The following is a 17474-nucleotide window of genomic DNA, read 5'->3' on the forward strand; positions in this document are numbered from 1 at the left end:
AATCTTCAGTTTTCAAAGAACAGACCTCGCAAAACGCAAGATCGTGGCCCGTTGTGCTTTTGGCTCCGGGCCGTCCGAGTGTCGCTTACGCGGCTCTCTTGATTTCGTCCAACTATGCGAAACACAGGAGCGAACTCCTTCGTCGCCAGCAGCGTCACCGCCGTCGTTGGTGTGGCGTATATAGGCGGCCACCCTTCAAAGTGTCAACAACGATTTCGAAGTTTTTTGAATTTTTTGCGACGGTCTCCGCAATCCCTTTTGGCTCCTGCGTCATGTCGCGGAAAATAATGCCCAAGCCTTGGCCCGCCCCGGTTTCAGCCCGGCCTTTCGATTCCCGAACCCGTAATCGGCTATCCTTTTTACGTGGCACGTCGGCTTTCGGATTCGATGCCGGTTCGATCGGCGTTTCCGTCGTGACGCCGGCAAGAATCCGGCGCCGCTCATCTATGAATCGGCGCGCCAATCACCGCCGGCGCGTTCAGGTCGGCCGCTCTTTAAACCAGGCCGAACGGACCTGCGGCGCTCCGGGAGTTCCGGTCGCGAGACGACGATGCGTTCGATGGGAAGAGTCCGCGTGAAACAGAGAGCGGCAAGCCCTGCCAAACCGCCGCAGCGCCGGAGCCCTATTGCCGCCGCATTGGCGTCCCAGTCCTCGCTTCAAGACGCTCACCGGACATATCGATATATGAATCGGGGGATCGAGACGATAGAGCGGTGCTAATTCCAACCGCTTCGTTGACTTGCGCGGCCCCGGCGGGCAATTGTCGTGGCCAACCAAAAAGACATCCAATCCATCGGGGAAATCCGCCCGCGGAATGCAAGAGACCGAGTTGACCATAGCCGAACTCGGCAACGACCCGCCTCTGATCGCGGACGGGCGCAGCGGCCCGCCGGATCGCCGCGAGGTTTCCGCGCGCTGGCTGACCGGCACGTTCCTGACCGGCGTCACCTCGACGGTATTGATGGGCGTGGCGCTTGTCGTGGCGCTCGACGGGCGCGAGCAGCTCGCCACGCCGCCGGAGATCGCCGACCTCGCTTCGGTCCAGGACGACAGCGGTGGCGAGGAAGCCAAGACCACGCGGCTCGTTCCTCCCCGCCAGGTCGCGCGTGCGAAAAACCGGCGGCGCATGGAAGTCTCCATGATGACCCGCGTCGGCGACCGCGACGTCATTAAGACGATGCCCTTCGTGCAGATCAAGATGCCGCTGGCCGCCGGCTACAAGACCACCCGCGCCTATCCGCCTTTCGATCCGCTCGCCGTCTTCGCCGAGGACGGCGCCGCGGCGGCCGCAGCCGCGGCGACAACCGGCGCGCAGATCTACGGCTCGAAGATCGAGAGCGAGATGAGCCTGAAGACGGTCGACTTCCCGATCGCCACGGCCGCCTTCGACGAGAAGAACGACCTGACCTCCTCGGAGGTCGAGGAAGTCGTGCGAACCACCAGCGCCAGTCTCACCGACGGCGCCATCCAGGTCGCCGCCTTGCATTATGTCGACCCGCAGCGTTTCGGCGACTCCCTCGACGCCCAGGCACTGGCCGCCGCCTCCTACGGCATCCGCATTACCCAGGAAAACGTCTCGGTCGCGCCCCGAAGCGTCGAAGCCAACAATGAACTCGCCTATGCCGAGGATCTCGTCCCCTTCAACAGCGACCGCGATGTCGCGGATGCCCTGGCCGATGCCGGCTATGCCGGCGACGACGCGAAGAACATGGCCGCCGCCGTCGCCGACCGGCTGAACGCCACGACGCTGAAGGCCGGCACCGTGCTCTGCATCGGGCTGGAAGTGCGCGGCGAGGAAGCCCGCATGGTGCGGCTCGGCGTCTACGACCGCACCCAGCATCTCGTCACCGTCGCCGTCAACGACAAGAACACCATCGTCACCACGCCCGAGGCGGAGCCCAATCCCGGTCTGCAGACGGCGTTCGACGACACGCCATTCGTCACGGCGCGCGGCGCCCTGCCATCCATCTATGACGGCATCTACCAGGCAGCCTATTCCTACGGCATGTCGCGCCAGATGACGCGCCAGTTGATCAAGCTGCTCGCCTCCGATGTCGACTTCCAGTCGCGGCTGAGCCCGTCTGACCAGATCGACGTGTTCTTCTCGCAACCGGACGACAGCGACGCGGTGTCGGACGATTCGGAGCTGCTCTACGTCGCAACCAATTTCGGCGGCGTCGCGCAGAAATTCTACCGCTTCGCCTTCCCCGACGGTTCGATCGACTATTTTGACGAGGATGGCCGCAGTTCGAAGCAGTTCCTGATACGCAAGCCGGTGCCGAACGCCGTCTTCCGCTCGGGTTTTGGCGGCCGCAATCATCCGATCCTCGGGCTTACCCGCATGCATACAGGCGTCGACTGGGCCGCACCACGTGGCACGCCGATCATCGCCGCCGGCAATGGCGTCGTCGAAAAGTCCGGCTGGGCCGGCGGTTATGGACGCCAGACGATCGTGCGCCACGCCAACGGCTACGAAACCTCTTACAACCACCAAAGCGCCATCGCCCAGGGCATCAAGCCCGGCGTGCGCGTCCGCCAGGGCCAAGTGATCGGCTTCGTCGGCACGACGGGCCTCTCTACCGGACCGCATCTCCACTTCGAGCTGATCGTCAACGGCACCAAGGTCGACCCGATGCGCGTTCGCCTGCCTTCCGGTCGCGCACTGAAGGGTGAGGATCTCGAACGCTTCCAGGTCGAGCGCAAGCGCATCGACGACCTGCTGAAGGAAGACAAGGACGGCTCGGCGCTCAAGGTCGCCAGCGCCGGAGAATAGCCAAGGCGATACTCGCCTCGCCATATATACTGACTGTCGCCAATCCCTTCCTCGCGTCCATGTTGGCGTCGGCCCCGCACATTCGCGGCAGGCGCCATCTACCGCTGGCAATGGTCCACGCGTACTGTCCGCGATCATGGCGCTACGACAGACCATACGGTTCTGCACCTCGCGCGACGGAACCAGGATTGCTGTCGCTTCCGTCGGAAGCGGCCCGCCCTTGCTGCGCGCCGCGCATTGGCTGAGCCACGTCGAATACGACCTCGAAAGTCCGGTGTGGCGCCCCTGGTTGAAGGCATTTTCTGAGCGCAGCACCTATATACGCTACGACCAGCGCGGCTGCGGTCTGTCCGACCGGCAGCCCACCGACATCTCGTTCGATGGCTGGCTGGCTGATCTCGAAGCGGTGGCCGACACGATAGAGCAGAAATCCTTCCCGCTACTCGGCATGTCGCAAGGAGGTGCTCTGGCCATCGCCTTCGCACGCCGCCATCCCGAAAGGGTCTCCCACCTTATTCTCTTCGGCGCCTATGCCCGCGGTGCCTTACGCCGGGCCCAGAACGAGACGGAGTTGCTGGAAGCCAGAACACTCATCAATCTCATCCGTATCGGCTGGGGGCGGGACAATCCTGCCTTCCGCCAGGTGTTTACCAGCCAGTTCATCCCTGGCGGTACGCCGGAACAGCATCGCTGGTGGAACGATCTTGAACGCATCACAACAAGCCCTGAGATCGCTGCGCGCACCCTCGAACAGCTTCACCAGATCGATGTCACGGCGATGGCCGAGCAGCTTAAGGTTCCAACGCTGGTGCTGCATGCCCGTGGGGATGAACGCGTGCCTTTCGAGGAAGGCCGCAGGCTGGCCGGGCTTATCCCCGACGCCAGGTTCGTGCCGCTGGAAAGCAATAACCACACGCTACTTCCGTCCGAGCCGGCCTGGCTCCAGTTCCAGACGGAGGTCAGCACCTTTCTGACACCTATGTCCCAAAGTCTTCGCAGGACATCCCTCGATAGCGCAGGCTTGACCTCGGCCGAGACAGAGGTTCTGGCACTTGTTGCCGCCGGCCTCGACAACCGGGCGATCGCCAGTCGGCTGGGCAAGGCGGAGAAGACAGTGCGAAACCAGGTGTCCTCGGTGCTCGACAAGCTCGGCGTGCACAGCCGCGCGGAAGCCATCGTGCTCGCCCTGAAGGACTGATCGGGACAGGCCCACCAGATCGGCCGCCGTTTTTTCGGGGCGGCCGGGACAGGTGCCCCATGCGCTCGGCGACGATGCGCGTTTTTCTCACCGACATCATCGCTTTGCCGGCCCCCTTGCCGCGGCCGCGTCGAGCTTGTCGAAAACATGGACGGCCCGCCCGATTTACCGGTGTCGCCATACGAAAACCGGAGGAGACCCGAGATGGACGCAACTAGCCAGAACACGGTCAGCGAAGACAAACTGAACAGTTTTATCGGACAATTGCTATCCGACCTCGGCGGCGCAGCCAGCGTTCCACTGGTCAGGATCGGCGACGCGCTTGGCCTCTATCGGACGCTGCACGAAAAAGGCTCGATGACCCCGGCCGCGCTCGCCAAGACCAGCGGCTGTCATGAACGGTACTTGCGCGAATGGCTGAGCGCCCAGGCCGCATCGAACTACCTCGCCTATGACGCCCGGACCGGGGCGTTTTCACTCCCGCCCGAACAGGCCATGGTGTTTGCCGTGGAAGGCAGCCCGGTCAACATGATCGGCGCCTTCGACATGATGGCGGCGATGGTCGAAAATCAGAAGACGGTGGAGACCGCGTTCCGCAGCGGCAAGGGCGTCGCGTGGGGCAATCAGGCGGGCTGTCTGTTCTGCGCCGTCGCCCGCTTCTTCCGGCCAGGTTACCTCAACAATCTCGTCTCCGCCTGGCTGCCTGCCCTGGAAGGCGTCGTCGAAAAGCTCAAGCGCGGCGCCAAGGTGGCCGACGTCGGCTGCGGACACGGCGTGTCGACCATGCTGATGGCAAAGGCGTTCCCGAACTCCACCTTCATCGGCTACGATTTCCACGAAGGTTCGATCGCGGAGGCGAACGCCCGCGCCAAGGCGCACGGCGTCACCGACAATCTGCGTTTCGAGGTCGGGCTGGCAAAGGATTATCCCGCACGGGATCTCGATCTCGTGACCTTCTTCGACTGCCTGCACGACATGGGCGATCCCCACGGCGCGGCGGCCCATGTGCGGAAGTCGCTGAGACCCGACGGGACCTGGATGATCGTCGAGCCGATGGCGCAGGACACGGTCGAAGCCAACCTCAATCCGGTCGGCCGCCTCTATTATTCAGCGTCGACGATGATCTGCGTGCCGACGTCGCTGGCGCAGGAAGAGGGCGCAGCACTCGGCGCGCAGGCGGGTGAAAGCCGGCTGAAGGATGTCATCCGCTCCGGCGGTTTTGGCACGGTGCGCGTCGCAACGTCGACGCCGTTCAACATGGTGCTTGAGGCGACCGCCTAAAGCAGCCTGTTCGCCGCGGAAATCACTCGACGAATTCGACGATCACCCCGGCCGAAACCAGCTTGGCAAGTTCCTGCGCGTCCCAGTTCGTCAGGCGTATGCAGCCATGGCTCTCGGTCTTGCCGATCTTCGACGGGTCCGGCGTCCCGTGGATGCCGTAGGTCGGCTTGTCCAGCGCGATCCACACCGAACCGACCGGGCCGTTAGGCCCGGGCGGGATGGTCAGCACCTTGTCGTTCTCGCCCTGCTTAAAGTTGAGCTTCGGATTATACGTGTAGTTCGGATTGATCGCGACGCGCGACACCGCATGCGTGCCGGTTGGCGACGGCGTGTCGGCGGAGCCGATCGTCGCCGGATAGGCGACGACGAGCTTGCCGCCCGCGTCATAGGCCCGCACCTGCTTCTGGCCCTTGTCGGCAATGATATGGGCGACCTTGGTGGTGACGTTCGAGCCGAAATTGGCAACCCGCACCAAGGTGCCGGGCCGCGAGAAATTCGCTTCCGGATTCAAGGCCTTGAGGTAGCCTTCGTCCATGTGGAATCGCTCGGCCAGCATCTCGGTGACCGAGGTGAAGCTCATATGCTCGAGCTGGGCCTTCTCGCTGTAGTCGGCAGGCACCGCCGCCACGAACGGCCCGGCGGCATCCTCCGGCGTGATCTCGTACATGCCCAAAGCGTCGCCGCCGCTGGCGTCCAGCGCCGCCTTGATGCCGATCGTGTCGGTCGACTTCAGATTGGTGCCGGTCAATTCGCGATAGGCAGCGAAGGCCTTGTCGACATTGGAACCGAATTTTCCGTCGATGACGCCGGGTGAAGCCCCTGCCCTGTCCATAAGCACCTGAATTGCCGCGACATCCTCGCGCGCCGTGAAGGTCAACGCCGGCGGCGTCGCCGGGTTGATGGTCGTGTCCGGACGCGGCTCGACAGTGCCCGTAATGTCCGGCTCGGTCGAGGTGACCTGCCCATCACCAAGCGGCGCGCGCTCTATCGGCTCCTGGCGGGCGATCACCGGCGGAGCCTCATCCTCCACGCCCGGCGGGCGCGGCGCGGCCGGGAATTCATCCGGCGCAGGCTCACGATAGCCGTAGTCATCCTCGGGCTGTGCGAAATCCGGTTCGGAGTAGCCGCCGTCCGACGGGACCTCGCGCCACCCTTCATCGCGTCTCAGCCGCGCCATGTCCTCCGGATCGTCCAGATAATAGCGATCCTGGCGGCGGATTTCGCGGCGACGCTCTCGCAATTGCTCGCGCCGCGCATTGAACTCGCGCGGCTGCACGGCGATGACCTCGCCGGTGACCGCATCGACGATGACCCGGTTGCCGCTGCCGTCGAAATAGACCTCGGCCTGACGGTATTGCGCGAGTTGGATCTCGCCATGCGCGGGCGCGCGCCGCGCCTCGTCGCGCACCCACGGCGCAGGCGATTCGGATGCGGCCGCGGCACCAGCCGCGAAGCCGATTGCGATGGCCGGAAGAAAAATCAGCCCGCGAAGCATTTTTGGTCGTTCTCTCCGGTTCCCGTCGTTCCCGCCGCGCCCCAAGGACGGATCAGGGGTAACGCGCCTGCGAATCTAGTTGTTCCAGTATGAACGGGGCATGAAGATGGCCGCCAGCATTTTCGATACGCGGCCTCGAATCGTCATTGCCGGGGCTCACGAATGGCCGGTTCGGGCTGATCCAGCTCCAGTTCCCGCCGCACCTTCCTCGTCAGCCCAAGCACAACCAGTCGCCGGCTCTCGCGCAGATAATCCCACAAGGCCTCGTCATCCATCGATTCGTCCGTCCGGCGCTGGATCCATTTCATGCCGCGCGATGCGAGGTAGGGCGCAGGGCGGCAGCCGGGCTGCTCCTTCAAGATGTCGAAGGCCATTTCGGAGGTCTTGAAGGTGACCGCGAAGGCTTCGCCGTCGCTCCATCCGGCGATGGCGAAAACCTTGCCGCCGACCTTCCACACATGCGCCCCGCCCCACTGCACGACATGGGTGGTGGCGGGAAGCGAGGCGCAGAAGGCGTTGTAGTCGTCGAGGGTCATGGACCCTGTCTCGCACACATGCGGGATCATTGCCACGCTCCGGATTTTCGCCGGCCTGGCTGTTGATCGGCAAGTGCAGGGGACAGTTTACTTAATTCCGCAGAAAGACGCAGCGCTTCAGGGTTGACGCGGGCGGAATTAAGTAAACTGTCCCCGGGAGTTCCCCGGCGGCAGCCCGGGCGTCAGGACGTGTCGTAATTCAGCACATGATGGGCCATCGCATGGGCGTGCACGAGGATTTCGTCGATCTCGCGGATGTTCTTCCGGCGCGGGGCGTCCGGATCGAAGCGACGCAGCCGCCCGCCGGGCGCAGGCCCTCCCCTGAGCGGCGAGACACGCCGGGGCTTCCATGGCTCCAGCCCTTGCTTCACCCGCGCGCGTGCGGCGTCGTTGCGCGCCTTCCAGCGCGCGAGACGTTGTGCCTGTCCCGGCAGGTCGTCCAGCACGCGGGCGAGCGCGGCCAGCCGCCGGCCGAGACGGCCCGCGTCGAGTGGATCGTCGGGCAGCGGCGGCTTGCGCACCGGGACGGGAAGGCGCTCGGTGACGCCGGCTATCCAAATGCGCGGCACGCTCCTGGGCGCCACGCGGCGGTGGCGGCCGCTCAACCGCTTCAGCGGATCGAGCAGCGGGAAGGAAAGCGGCGCGTCCCCGGCGGGAACGGGGCGGCCCGGAACCGGCATGCCCGGCCGCAACACGATGCCGGTGCCGACGCCGTCGCGCACATAGATGGACGTCCGCTTCGGCCTGGCCTTGCGCGAACGCGGCGGCCGCACCGTAACGACAAGTCCACGCGACAGTACGATGACGAGCCGCCGCGCCGCGGATTCGGCCGGCCGCAGCAGGCTGAGCACGGCGCGGTGCAGATGGCGCGGCACCATGCCGCCCACACAGCCACGCGAAACGAGGCTCGCCGCGCCCATCTCGACCATGGCGACGAGCCCGGCCACGATGCGCTTCAGCGCCTCGCGGTAGTTCTCGACCGGGTCCCGTCCAATCATCGCATCCATCGCCGCCCTCTCAAGACCATGCCGGCGGGGATTATCGCATCGGTCGGCAATGATGTAAATAGTCCTAGGAATATAAACCCTTAACCTTTTAGGTGACACACACCAAGGCCTTGGAAATGCTAGACTTTTTTAGAGGCGCGGGGGTGTTCCCAGCCTGGGAGAAAGGGCCAGCCGGAAAGGAGGTCATGCTTGTAAAAGACCGTAGAATCAGCCAGTTAGCCGCAGGGTCGGTCCATTTTTGCGCAACAAGCCGGACCAAACAAGGCCGGCAAAAGCGCCGATGGGGACGACCATGGCGCCTCCGAATGCGATCGAGGCGGGTTGCGCCGGGAACGGGTCGTGCTGTTGGACGGCATTCCCCCTCACCGGCCCTACGGGCCACCTCTCCCCCATGAAGAATGGGGGAGAGGAGCGCCGGCCGCAAGGCTTGGCGCCTCTCCTGCAAAGCCTGGCGCCCTCCTCGCCCCCACAAAGTGGGGGAGAGGAGGCCCGAAGGGCCGGTGAGGGGGTCTTCAACCCCGCTGCTTCGCCGGAAAGTACCTTAGATCGGGTGCAACCGTCCTTTCGGCCAGCTTTCCGGTCAAGACGGCCAATATGGTCTCGCAAACGGACGCTGTCTGCGACCGCGCCTCATGGCTCCAGAAGCGAAGCACCGAATAGCCTGCATCGTTCATGAAATCGTCGCGGCGCCGGTCGTATTCGCTGTCGGCATGCTGGCTGCCGTCGAGTTCGACGACGAGCCTGTGTTCCCGGCAGGTGAAGTCGGCGAAATACGGACCGATCGGCAGTTGCCTGACGAATTTGAACCCGCCGAGCCTGCGGTCCTGCAACTCGACCCACAGCCGGCCTTCGGCCAGATTGTCGCCCTTGCGCAGGGCGCGGGCCCGCAGAGTTGCGCCGGAGCGACGGCGGGAACGGGTCGTGTTGTTCTGGTTCGGCATCCCCCTCACCGGTCCTTCGGCGCAAGGGGCTGCCTCGTACCAAGGCAAAAACCGGATGTGTTGTAACGCTTGCGCATTTCGGCGATGGTTACGACGGTGGGAGTGTCCGATTGAGGGACGACATAGTCTTGCGACCGCAAGATCATTCGATCTGTTTGGCCAAAGAGCCAACAAGAACAGTTCGCCACTCAATCGCCGAATTGTGATCGAACCTTTCCGCAAACTCTCGAAGCCTTTGCCGCTCTGGATATTCGTCCGCCGCTTGAGTCAGCAGTGTGTGTGCTTCCCCCAGATTACCCTCAGTTCGATAGCGCTCCGCAAGAGCAAGAGTCATTGCAGCCTCAAAAAAACGAGGTGCGTGCAACCCACTGGGCTTCCATCTTTCGCTCCAATAGCGATCATAGGCACGCCGGTGTTTCTCGATGGGCCACTCAGAGGTCGATTGAAAATACGTTCGAGCAATCAGAATTTCGGACTCCGGCTCATCTCCAAGTGCCGCATGCCGTTTCATGAAATCCAGCCAAGCAGGGGATGCTAGTTCGGGTGGAACGATGCCGTTGAACAGAACATACAGGGCGTAGAATCTCGGCTTCCCAACCTGCTTGGTTCGATCAAATTTTTGTTCGATTTCTGCCAAGAGTGATCGAAGATCAGTCAATTTCGCGCCTTCGGTTTTCAAAATGATGCCCGTCAACTGGTTGAGAAGACCTTCAAAGCGGCGACGGCCATCCTCTTGCTTCCCCAGAGGTCGCCCTATCCAATATTCTGCGGCTAGTTCCGCCGACATGATCCCTGATTGTTCCAACACATAGTTATAGGGCTCTCGGTCCACTTTGGGTGCGCTCGCTATGAACGACCTGATGATGTGTCGTGTCAGGCGTGCGAGACCTTGCAGAGTCAGAACGGGACGACCCTTGACCTGTGCACTTTCCCCGCGACCGAAAGGATGTGCCAAACCGTCGGGCAGCTTTTTCAAGGTGTGAACATAGCTTGAACGGATGGAATACGCCTGTTGAAGCGCAGCATCGAGTTCCCGCCTACCAACTCGATGACCTGTTCCACTGGCATGGTGGAAATAGTCTGAACCAACATGACTAAGAGCGAATGCTCTGTACCGACGCGCAAGCGACGCATGTTCTGAGTTGATAACCGCTTCGCGCACGGACTCTCCGATCCGTTTGCCGGCTCGAGTAAGCGCGCGATCGATCGGGATTCGCTTTCGCTCGTCAACGTCCGACCAAGAGGTTGAAAAACCATCGAAGTCCTGAGCTAACGCCTCAATCGCTGAAACGAGAAGCGTATAGGCTAGTGCCAAATCGTCAGCTATTCTGTGCATACCAGCTACATACGTTCTCATTGCGCGCATCGCCGCCAAGAAATAGCGACGTTCTAACGCTAGTAACTGATTGACGAACGCAACTAGTTCGTCTGCCTCTAAATCTTGTATCACCGGCTGATCATCAAAAAACCGTCTTACAAACTCCTTCGGCGAATCGTAGGAGGAGAATTCCATTCTCCCGCTGGATAAGCGATCAACAATCTGGAGGTCTGGAGAGAACAGAACATTCATTTGGAATGACGTTACCACCGAAAAGTCATTCAGGAACGGCAGGATAGTATGTGAAAGAAGTACGCCAGGACGATCTTCCTCCTGCTCAATACGCTCTTCTAGCTCGTACACAACCGCGCGATTCCGCCGGCCCCCATCTGTGGTTCGAAGAGTGCCCGCAGCCGTTACAATGTCTCGATTCCAAGGGAGACGAGCGTTCGTGTAAAGAACACCTCGGAGTTGATTTCGTCTGCCAACTCCCCGACTGAAGAGCTTGCCTGTATTAATCTGGAGCATTGATTTTAGTCCCACACAGCCGCGAACCGGCTACCTTTCCCCATAATGGAAGGACTATCGCATATGGGCTTGCTTCGCTACGCGATCCTCCCCGCCTCGCCTGTGGCGAGGCGCTGAGGCATCCCCCTCACCGGCCCTTTGGGCCACCTCTCCCCCATGAAGAATGGGGGAGAGGAGCGAAGCGAGGCGGTGAGGGGGTGATGCCGAGACGAACCGGCGAAGCCGGTTCGGAAAGGATAATGTCGAGATGCGGTTGCCCTCCCCACAAGGGGAGGGCAACCAGCGTTTCCGCTACGCCGCCTCGGCCTCGCTGCCCGCCGTCAGCGACGGACGCGGCCTGAAATTCAGCCGGTCGGAGCCCGACGTGATCTTCACGGTCGAGTTGTCGCGTACGTCACCTAGCAGGATGCGCTCGGCAAGCGGGTCCTGCAGTTCCTTCTGGATGACGCGCTTCAGCGGGCGCGCGCCATAGGCGGGGTCGTAACCCTTGGCGGCCAGCCAGTCGATCGCGTCCTGGTCGAGGTCGAGCCTGATCTTGCGGTCGGTCAAGAGCTTTTCCAGCCGCTTGAGCTGGATCTCGACGATGCGGCCCATGTCCTCGCGCCGCAGGCGGTGGAACAGGATCACCTCGTCGACGCGGTTCAGGAACTCCGGCCGGAAGGAGGCTTTCACCACCGCCATCACCTCGTCACGCACCTTGTCGACGTCCTCGCCGTCGGCGAGGTTGACCAGATACTCGGCGCCGAGGTTGGACGTCATGATGATCAGCGTGTTGCGGAAGTCGACCGTGCGGCCCTGCCCGTCGGTCAGGCGGCCGTCGTCCAGCACCTGCAAGAGCACGTTGAACACGTCGGGATGCGCCTTCTCGATCTCGTCGAACAGCACGACCTGATAGGGCCGCCTGCGCACCGCTTCCGTCAGCGCGCCGCCTTCCTCGTAGCCGACATAGCCGGGAGGCGCGCCGATCAGCCGGGCCACGGAGTGTTTCTCCATGAATTCCGACATGTCGATGCGCACCAGCGCGGTCTCGTCGTCGAACAGGAAGTCGGCCAGAGCCTTGGTGAGCTCGGTCTTGCCGACCCCCGTCGGGCCGAGGAACATGAACGAGCCGATCGGCCGGTTCGGATCCTGGAGCCCGGCTCGGGCGCGCCGCACGGCCTTGGAGACGGCCTGCACCGCCTCGCCCTGGCCGACGACGCGCACGCCGATCTCGTCCTCCATGCGCAACAGCTTCTCGCGCTCGCCTTCCAGCATCTTGTCGACCGGGATACCGGTCCAGCGCGACACGATGTGGGCGACGTGGTCCGGCGTCACGGTTTCCTCGACCATGCCGGCCTTGCCGTCCTGCGCCTCGGCATCCTTCAGCTTCTTCTCGACCTCGGGAATCTTGCCGTAGGCGAGTTCGCCGGCGCGGGCAAAGTCGCCCTTGCGCTGCGCGATGGCGAGTTCGTTGCGCATGTCGTCGAGCTGCTTCTTCAGGTCGGCGGCGAGCCCCAGCTTCTGCTTCTCCGACTGCCATTTGGCGGTGAGTTCTGTCGACTCCTCCTCCAGCGAGGCAAGATCATTCTCGATGCGGGCCAGCCGATCCTTCGAGGCGTCGTCCTTCTCCAGCTTGAGCGCCTCGCGCTCGATCTTGAGCTGCATGATGCGGCGGTCGATCTCGTCCAGCGCCTCGGGCTTGGAATCGACCTGCATCCTGAGGCGCGCCGAGGCCTCGTCGACCAGATCGATCGCCTTGTCCGGCAGGAAACGGTCGGTGATGTAGCGGTTGGACAGCGTCGCGGCCGAAACCAGCGCGGAGTCGGAGATGCGCACCTTGTGGTGCTGCTCGTATTTCTCCTTCAGCCCGCGCAGGATGGAGATGGTGTCCTCGACCGTCGGCTCCTCGATGAAGACCGGCTGGAAGCGGCGGGCGAGCGCGGCGTCCTTCTCGACATGTTTTCTGTACTCGTCGAGCGTGGTCGCGCCGACGCAGTGCAGCTCGCCGCGCGCCAAAGCGGGTTTCAGCAGGTTGGATGCGTCCATGGCGCCATCCGCCTTGCCGGCGCCGACCAGCGTGTGCATCTCGTCGATGAACAGGATGATGTCGCCATCGGCCGAGGTGACCTCGTTGAGCACGGCCTTCAGCCGCTCCTCGAACTCGCCGCGATATTTCGCGCCGGCGATCAGCGCACCCATGTCGAGCGCCATCAGCTTCTTGTCCTTGAGCGATTCCGGCACGTCGCCATTGACGATGCGCAGCGCCAGGCCCTCGGCGATCGCCGTCTTGCCGACGCCGGGCTCGCCGATCAGCACGGGGTTGTTCTTGGTGCGCCGCGACAGCACCTGGATGGTGCGGCGAATCTCGTCATCGCGGCCGATCACCGGATCGAGTTTTCCGCTGCGCGCGTCGGCAGTGAGGTCCCGCGCGTATTTCTTCAGCGCGTCGTAACCCTGCTCGGCGGAAGCCGAATCGGCGGTGCGGCCCTTGCGGATGTCGTTGATGGCGGCGTTCAGCGCCTGCGCGGTGACGCCGGCCTTCGCCAAAATGTCGGACGTCTTGGCCGACTTCTCCATGGCGAGCGCCTGCAGGAGCCGCTCGACCGTGACGAAGGAATCGCCGGCCTTCTTGGCGAGGTCCTCAGCGGTCGAAAAGACCTTGGCCAGCGGCTGCGCCATATAGAGTTGGCCGTTGCCGCCCTCGACCTTCGGCAGCGCCTCGATTGCCGCCTCGACGCCCAGTTTCGCATCGCGGGCACGGCCGCCGGCACGCTCGATCAGCGACGCGGCAAGGCCCTCCTCGTCATCGATGAGGACCTTCAGAATGTGCTCGGGCGTGAATTGCTGGTTGTTGCGGGAAAGTGCGAGCGTTTGTGCCGACTGGATGAAACCGCGCACGCGCTCGGAGTATTTTTCGACGTTCATATATCTGTCTCCTTTCCATCCCGGCCCGCTTTGCGGCACCGGTTAGGCTCAGAATGACGAACCCCCTCGAAGCGAGGCCGGTTCAACTCTGCCGGATATGGGTATCTCGCGGATTTCCCTCAAGACGCATTGAGCGGGATCAAAAAAGAAAGGCGGCCGGACATCGCTGCCCAGCCGCCTTTCGCACGAGAAAATTATCGGAAGTTTCAGCTTTCGATGGGAGCGGACTCTCCGCCGGCGCCCTCGGACCCGCCGAGCAATTCGCCTTGGCTGCCCGCTGCATCCGAAGCCGGTGCATCCTGGCTGCGGCGTGGACGGCGCCCGCGGCGCGGACGCGGCTGTTCCTCTGTCGCCTGTGCCTCCTGGACCTCGCTCGCGGCAACCGCGGCTGGGACCGGCTCCGGCGCCTGCTCGGGCGCGAGTTGCTGAACCGGCGTTTCTTCCGCCGCGCCGCTCGACACGATTTCCGTGGCTTCGTTCACTGCGCTGACCGAAGCGCCGTTCGTTCCATTGTGCCGGGGGTGCTGATGGCGACGGTCGCGATGGCGGCCACCGCCGGTCGGCCGGCCCGCGGGCTCGCTGTTCAACGCGACCTCGGCGGGAACCCCCTCGATCACCGGCTGCGGGCCGGAGCCGCTCACCGGCTGCGGCTGGTGCTGCGGCTGATGTTGAGGCTGCGGCTGGTGCTGATTTTGAGGCTGCGGCTGGTGCTGCTGGACCGGTGCCTGGGCCGGCGGAGCATAGGATTCGCCGCCGTTCATACCCCCCTCATAGCCGTAGGAAGCATCGTCCATATCGTCATCAAGATCGTCGCGAGGCGAAGACTGGGGTTGCTGCGACGCGAACTGCGCCTGCGCGGCGGCGATGATGCGGTTGTAGTGTTCGGCGTGCTGGAGGTAGTTTTCCGCCATGACGCGGTCGCCGGAGCTCTGGGCGTCCCGGGCCAGCGTCGTGTATTTTTCGGCGATCTGCTGCGCGGAGCCGCGGATTTTTACGTCCGGGCCATTGCTCTCGTAATTGCGGGTAAGAGGGTTGGGGCCCCTGCGATTGTTGTTGTTGTTATTGTTGTTGCCGCCGCCGCCGTTGTTGCGACCGCGCATACGCCTATTCTGCTGTTGTGGCCTCATCAGACTCTCTTCGCTTAGAAAAATCATTCACGAACGGTGCGCCCTGCCGGCCATCCGGTTCGTAATCCTCCGACGGTGTTCGCCCGCATCGGTTGCGTTGGCGTCACATGCCATCCTGTTTCGGTCTCATGACACGACCCGGACGATCCCCGTACGAAGCTTCAGCATCGTTTGCGCGATCAGGCAGCTGACTTCTCAGGGAACCGAATTGTTCAGAGCACTGCCTGCTTCGTCTCATCCGGTGCGCGGACCCTATCCGCATTCTTCCGGCTTGCCAAGCGCTATTCCGGGGCATTTTTCGTCAAATAACAGCACCGCGTGAAGATTTCGTGGCAAATATCAAGACGCGGTCATTGCCGCCGAGATCCTTTGCCGATCCTTCGAGATCGTAGCCTTTATCGAGAAACACCGCAGTCACCTGCTGTTTCTGGTCGAACCCTATCTCCAGGCCGATTCGACCGTCCTCTTCCAGGAAATCCAAGGCTTGGCCGGCGATCCGGCGATAGGCATCAAGCCCATCCTCGCCACCATCCAGCGCTGCTATCGGCTCATGATCACGAACCTCACGCGCCAGGCCGGCGATGCTTTCCGTCGGTATATAGGGAGGGTTTGAGACGATTACATCCCATCGGCCGGAAACATTTTCGAACCAGTCGGAATGAAGCGGCGTCAAACGTTCGCCGACACCGATTCGCCCGGCATTGCGGCTTGCCGTATCGAGCGCCTCGCGCGAAATATCGACGCCCGTGGCGACGGCATCGCTCACTTCGGACAGCAGCGCCAGCACGATGGCCCCTGTGCCCGTGCCAAGATCGAGAATGCGGCATGAACCGCGCCGGCGCACGGTCTCCCGCACGATCGGTAGCATCGCATCGACCAATGTCTCCGTATCCGGCCTGGGTTCCAGCGTCGCCGGGGAGACCAGCAGGTCGAGCCCGTAGAAGGCGCGAAAACCGATGATGCGATGCACCGGCTCGCCCGCCTGCCGGCGTTCGAACGCGGCTATGATGTGAGAGGCGACCTCGCCTTGGACCGGCCGCTTCGGCGCGGTGATCGCGTGGGCGCGGGTGGTGCCGGTGAAATGCTCGACGAGCAGCCGCGAATCGAGCGCCGGATCGTCGATCCCGGCCCGTGCCAACATTTCGCGGCCGACGCGGAGCAAATCCTCCAGCGTCGTGTCACCGCCATCAGGCATCGGTGCCGATCTCGGCAAGCAGCTTCGACTGATGGTCCGAGATCAGCGCCGACACGATCTCGTCGAGTTCTCCCATCATCACCCGGTCGAGCTTGTAGAGCGTCAGGTTGATGCGGTGGTCGGTCACGCGGCCTTGCGGGAAATTGTAGGTACGGATGCGTTCGGACCGGTCGCCCGAGCCGACCTGCAGCTTTCGCGATTCCGAGCGCTCTTCCGCCGCCCTGGTGCGTTCCATGTCGTAAAGGCGGGCGCGAAGAATCTGCATCGCCTTCGCACGGTTCTGGTGCTGCGACTTCTCCGCCTGCACCACCATGATGCCGGTGGGCAGATGGGTGATGCGCACCGCCGAATCGGTGGTGTTGACGTGCTGGCCGCCGGCTCCCGATGCGCGCATCGTGTCGATGCGCACGTCCTCGGGGCGGATTTCGATATCGACCTCTTCGGCTTCCGGCAGCACGGCGACGGTCGCCGCGGATGTATGGATGCGCCCGCTGCCCTCGGTCTCCGGCACGCGCTGCACGCGATGCACGCCCGATTCGAACTTGAAATGCGCGAAGACACCGCGCCCTGAGACGGTGGCAATGATTTCCTTGAAGCCGCCGACCTCGCCCTCGCTGATCGAATCGACCTCGACTTTCCAGCCCTTCGAAGCTGCGTAGCGCTCGTACATGCGAAACAGATCACCGGCGAACAAAGCCGCCTCGTCGCCACCGGTGCCGGCGCGGATTTCGAGAATGGCGTTGCGCTCGTCGGCGGCATCCTTGGGCAGCAGCAGGATCTGGATGTCGTGCTGCAACGCCTCGATGCGCTCCTCGACGTCCGGCAGATCGGCTTCCGCCAGTTCGCGCATCTCCGCGTCGGTCGTCCTGTCGGCCAGCAGGGTTTGCAGATCGGCCTCCTCGGCCTCGGCGGCGCGCAGCGCCCGCACCTTGCCGACGATCTCCTGGAGATCGGAATATTCGGACGCCATCTTCACATAGGCGTCCGGCTCTGGCCCGGCCGACATCTGCGCCTCGAGCATCTCGAAACGCTTGACGACCTGGTCCATGCGGTCACGGGGAAGGGAAATCATACTGGGCGCCTTGTTGCCTCCTTGCCGGCACGCAGGAGGCCGGCCAGGAGGGCTGCCAATATCGGAGATCGCGAAAAAGCTCAATCTTGCCGAAAGAC

General features: G+C 63.1%; 13 protein-coding genes. 3 read left to right on the forward strand and 10 right to left on the reverse strand.

Features of this window, described 5'->3' with window-relative positions:
• Nucleotides 1-154: 154 nt before the first annotated feature.
• Nucleotides 155-463: a hypothetical protein gene (locus tag ACH196_RS28800; RefSeq protein WP_396650285.1), complete on the reverse strand. Its 309-nt coding sequence runs from the start codon at nucleotides 461-463 to the stop codon at nucleotides 155-157.
• A gap of 352 nt (nucleotides 464-815) precedes the next feature.
• On the opposite strand from ACH196_RS28800, the gene ACH196_RS28805 reads away from it, so the two are divergent.
• The 3 genes from ACH196_RS28805 to ACH196_RS28815 all read left to right on the forward strand — a co-directional run bounded on the left by ACH196_RS28805 (nucleotide 816) and on the right by ACH196_RS28815 (nucleotide 5253).
• Nucleotides 816-2774 (forward strand): M23 family metallopeptidase, encoded by a 1959-nt coding sequence (locus ACH196_RS28805; protein WP_396650286.1) that lies wholly within the window; start codon nucleotides 816-818, stop codon nucleotides 2772-2774.
• A gap of 220 nt (nucleotides 2775-2994) precedes the next feature.
• Nucleotides 2995-3972 carry an alpha/beta fold hydrolase gene (locus ACH196_RS28810; protein ID WP_396650287.1) on the forward strand — a complete coding sequence of 326 codons (978 nt, stop codon included), beginning with the start codon at nucleotides 2995-2997 and terminating at the stop codon, nucleotides 3970-3972.
• Between the two features lie 204 nt (nucleotides 3973-4176).
• On the forward strand, nucleotides 4177-5253 hold the full coding sequence (locus tag ACH196_RS28815) for a class I SAM-dependent methyltransferase (protein ID WP_396650288.1): 1077 nt from the start codon (nucleotides 4177-4179) through the stop codon (nucleotides 5251-5253).
• Nucleotides 5254-5275: 22 nt separating this feature from the next.
• On the opposite strand, the gene ACH196_RS28820 is transcribed toward ACH196_RS28815, so the two are convergent.
• The 9 genes from ACH196_RS28820 to prfA all read right to left on the reverse strand — a co-directional run bounded on the left by ACH196_RS28820 (nucleotide 5276) and on the right by prfA (nucleotide 17376).
• Nucleotides 5276-6748, reverse strand: coding sequence for a L,D-transpeptidase family protein (locus ACH196_RS28820; RefSeq protein ID WP_396650289.1), 1473 nt, complete (start codon nucleotides 6746-6748; stop codon nucleotides 5276-5278).
• 143 nt (nucleotides 6749-6891) lie between these two features.
• The gene (locus ACH196_RS28825; RefSeq protein WP_396650290.1) at nucleotides 6892-7284 is read right to left on the reverse strand and encodes an MmcQ/YjbR family DNA-binding protein; all 393 of its coding nucleotides are present in this window, start codon (nucleotides 7282-7284) and stop codon (nucleotides 6892-6894) included.
• 182 nt (nucleotides 7285-7466) lie between these two features.
• A complete protein-coding gene (locus tag ACH196_RS28830) occupies nucleotides 7467-8291 on the reverse strand; it encodes a hypothetical protein (protein ID WP_396650291.1) in 825 nt (274 codons plus the stop codon).
• Between the two features lie 512 nt (nucleotides 8292-8803).
• Entirely contained in the window at nucleotides 8804-9232 is a 429-nt protein-coding gene (locus tag ACH196_RS28835) for an endonuclease domain-containing protein (protein ID WP_396650292.1), read from the reverse strand.
• Between the two features lie 142 nt (nucleotides 9233-9374).
• Entirely contained in the window at nucleotides 9375-10913 is a 1539-nt protein-coding gene (locus tag ACH196_RS28840; RefSeq protein WP_396650293.1) for a hypothetical protein, read from the reverse strand.
• 456 nt (nucleotides 10914-11369) lie between these two features.
• Nucleotides 11370-13982 carry an ATP-dependent chaperone ClpB gene (gene clpB / locus ACH196_RS28845; protein WP_396650294.1) on the reverse strand — a complete coding sequence of 871 codons (2613 nt, stop codon included), beginning with the start codon at nucleotides 13980-13982 and terminating at the stop codon, nucleotides 11370-11372.
• Nucleotides 13983-14188: 206 nt separating this feature from the next.
• A complete protein-coding gene (locus ACH196_RS28850) occupies nucleotides 14189-15082 on the reverse strand; it encodes a DUF4167 domain-containing protein (RefSeq protein WP_396650295.1) in 894 nt (297 codons plus the stop codon).
• A 328-nt stretch (nucleotides 15083-15410) separates the two neighbouring features.
• Entirely contained in the window at nucleotides 15411-16304 is an 894-nt protein-coding gene (prmC, locus tag ACH196_RS28855; protein WP_396650296.1) for a peptide chain release factor N(5)-glutamine methyltransferase, read from the reverse strand.
• Complete coding sequence (gene prfA, locus ACH196_RS28860; RefSeq protein WP_396650297.1) at nucleotides 16297-17376, reverse strand: peptide chain release factor 1; 1080 nt, start codon at nucleotides 17374-17376, stop codon at nucleotides 16297-16299. Before prfA ends, prmC begins: the two co-directional genes overlap by 8 nt.
• Nucleotides 17377-17474: the final 98 nt, after the last annotated feature.

The organism is Mesorhizobium sp. IMUNJ 23232 (genome assembly GCF_044326205.1).
Classification (GTDB): domain Bacteria; phylum Pseudomonadota; class Alphaproteobacteria; order Rhizobiales; family Rhizobiaceae; genus Kumtagia.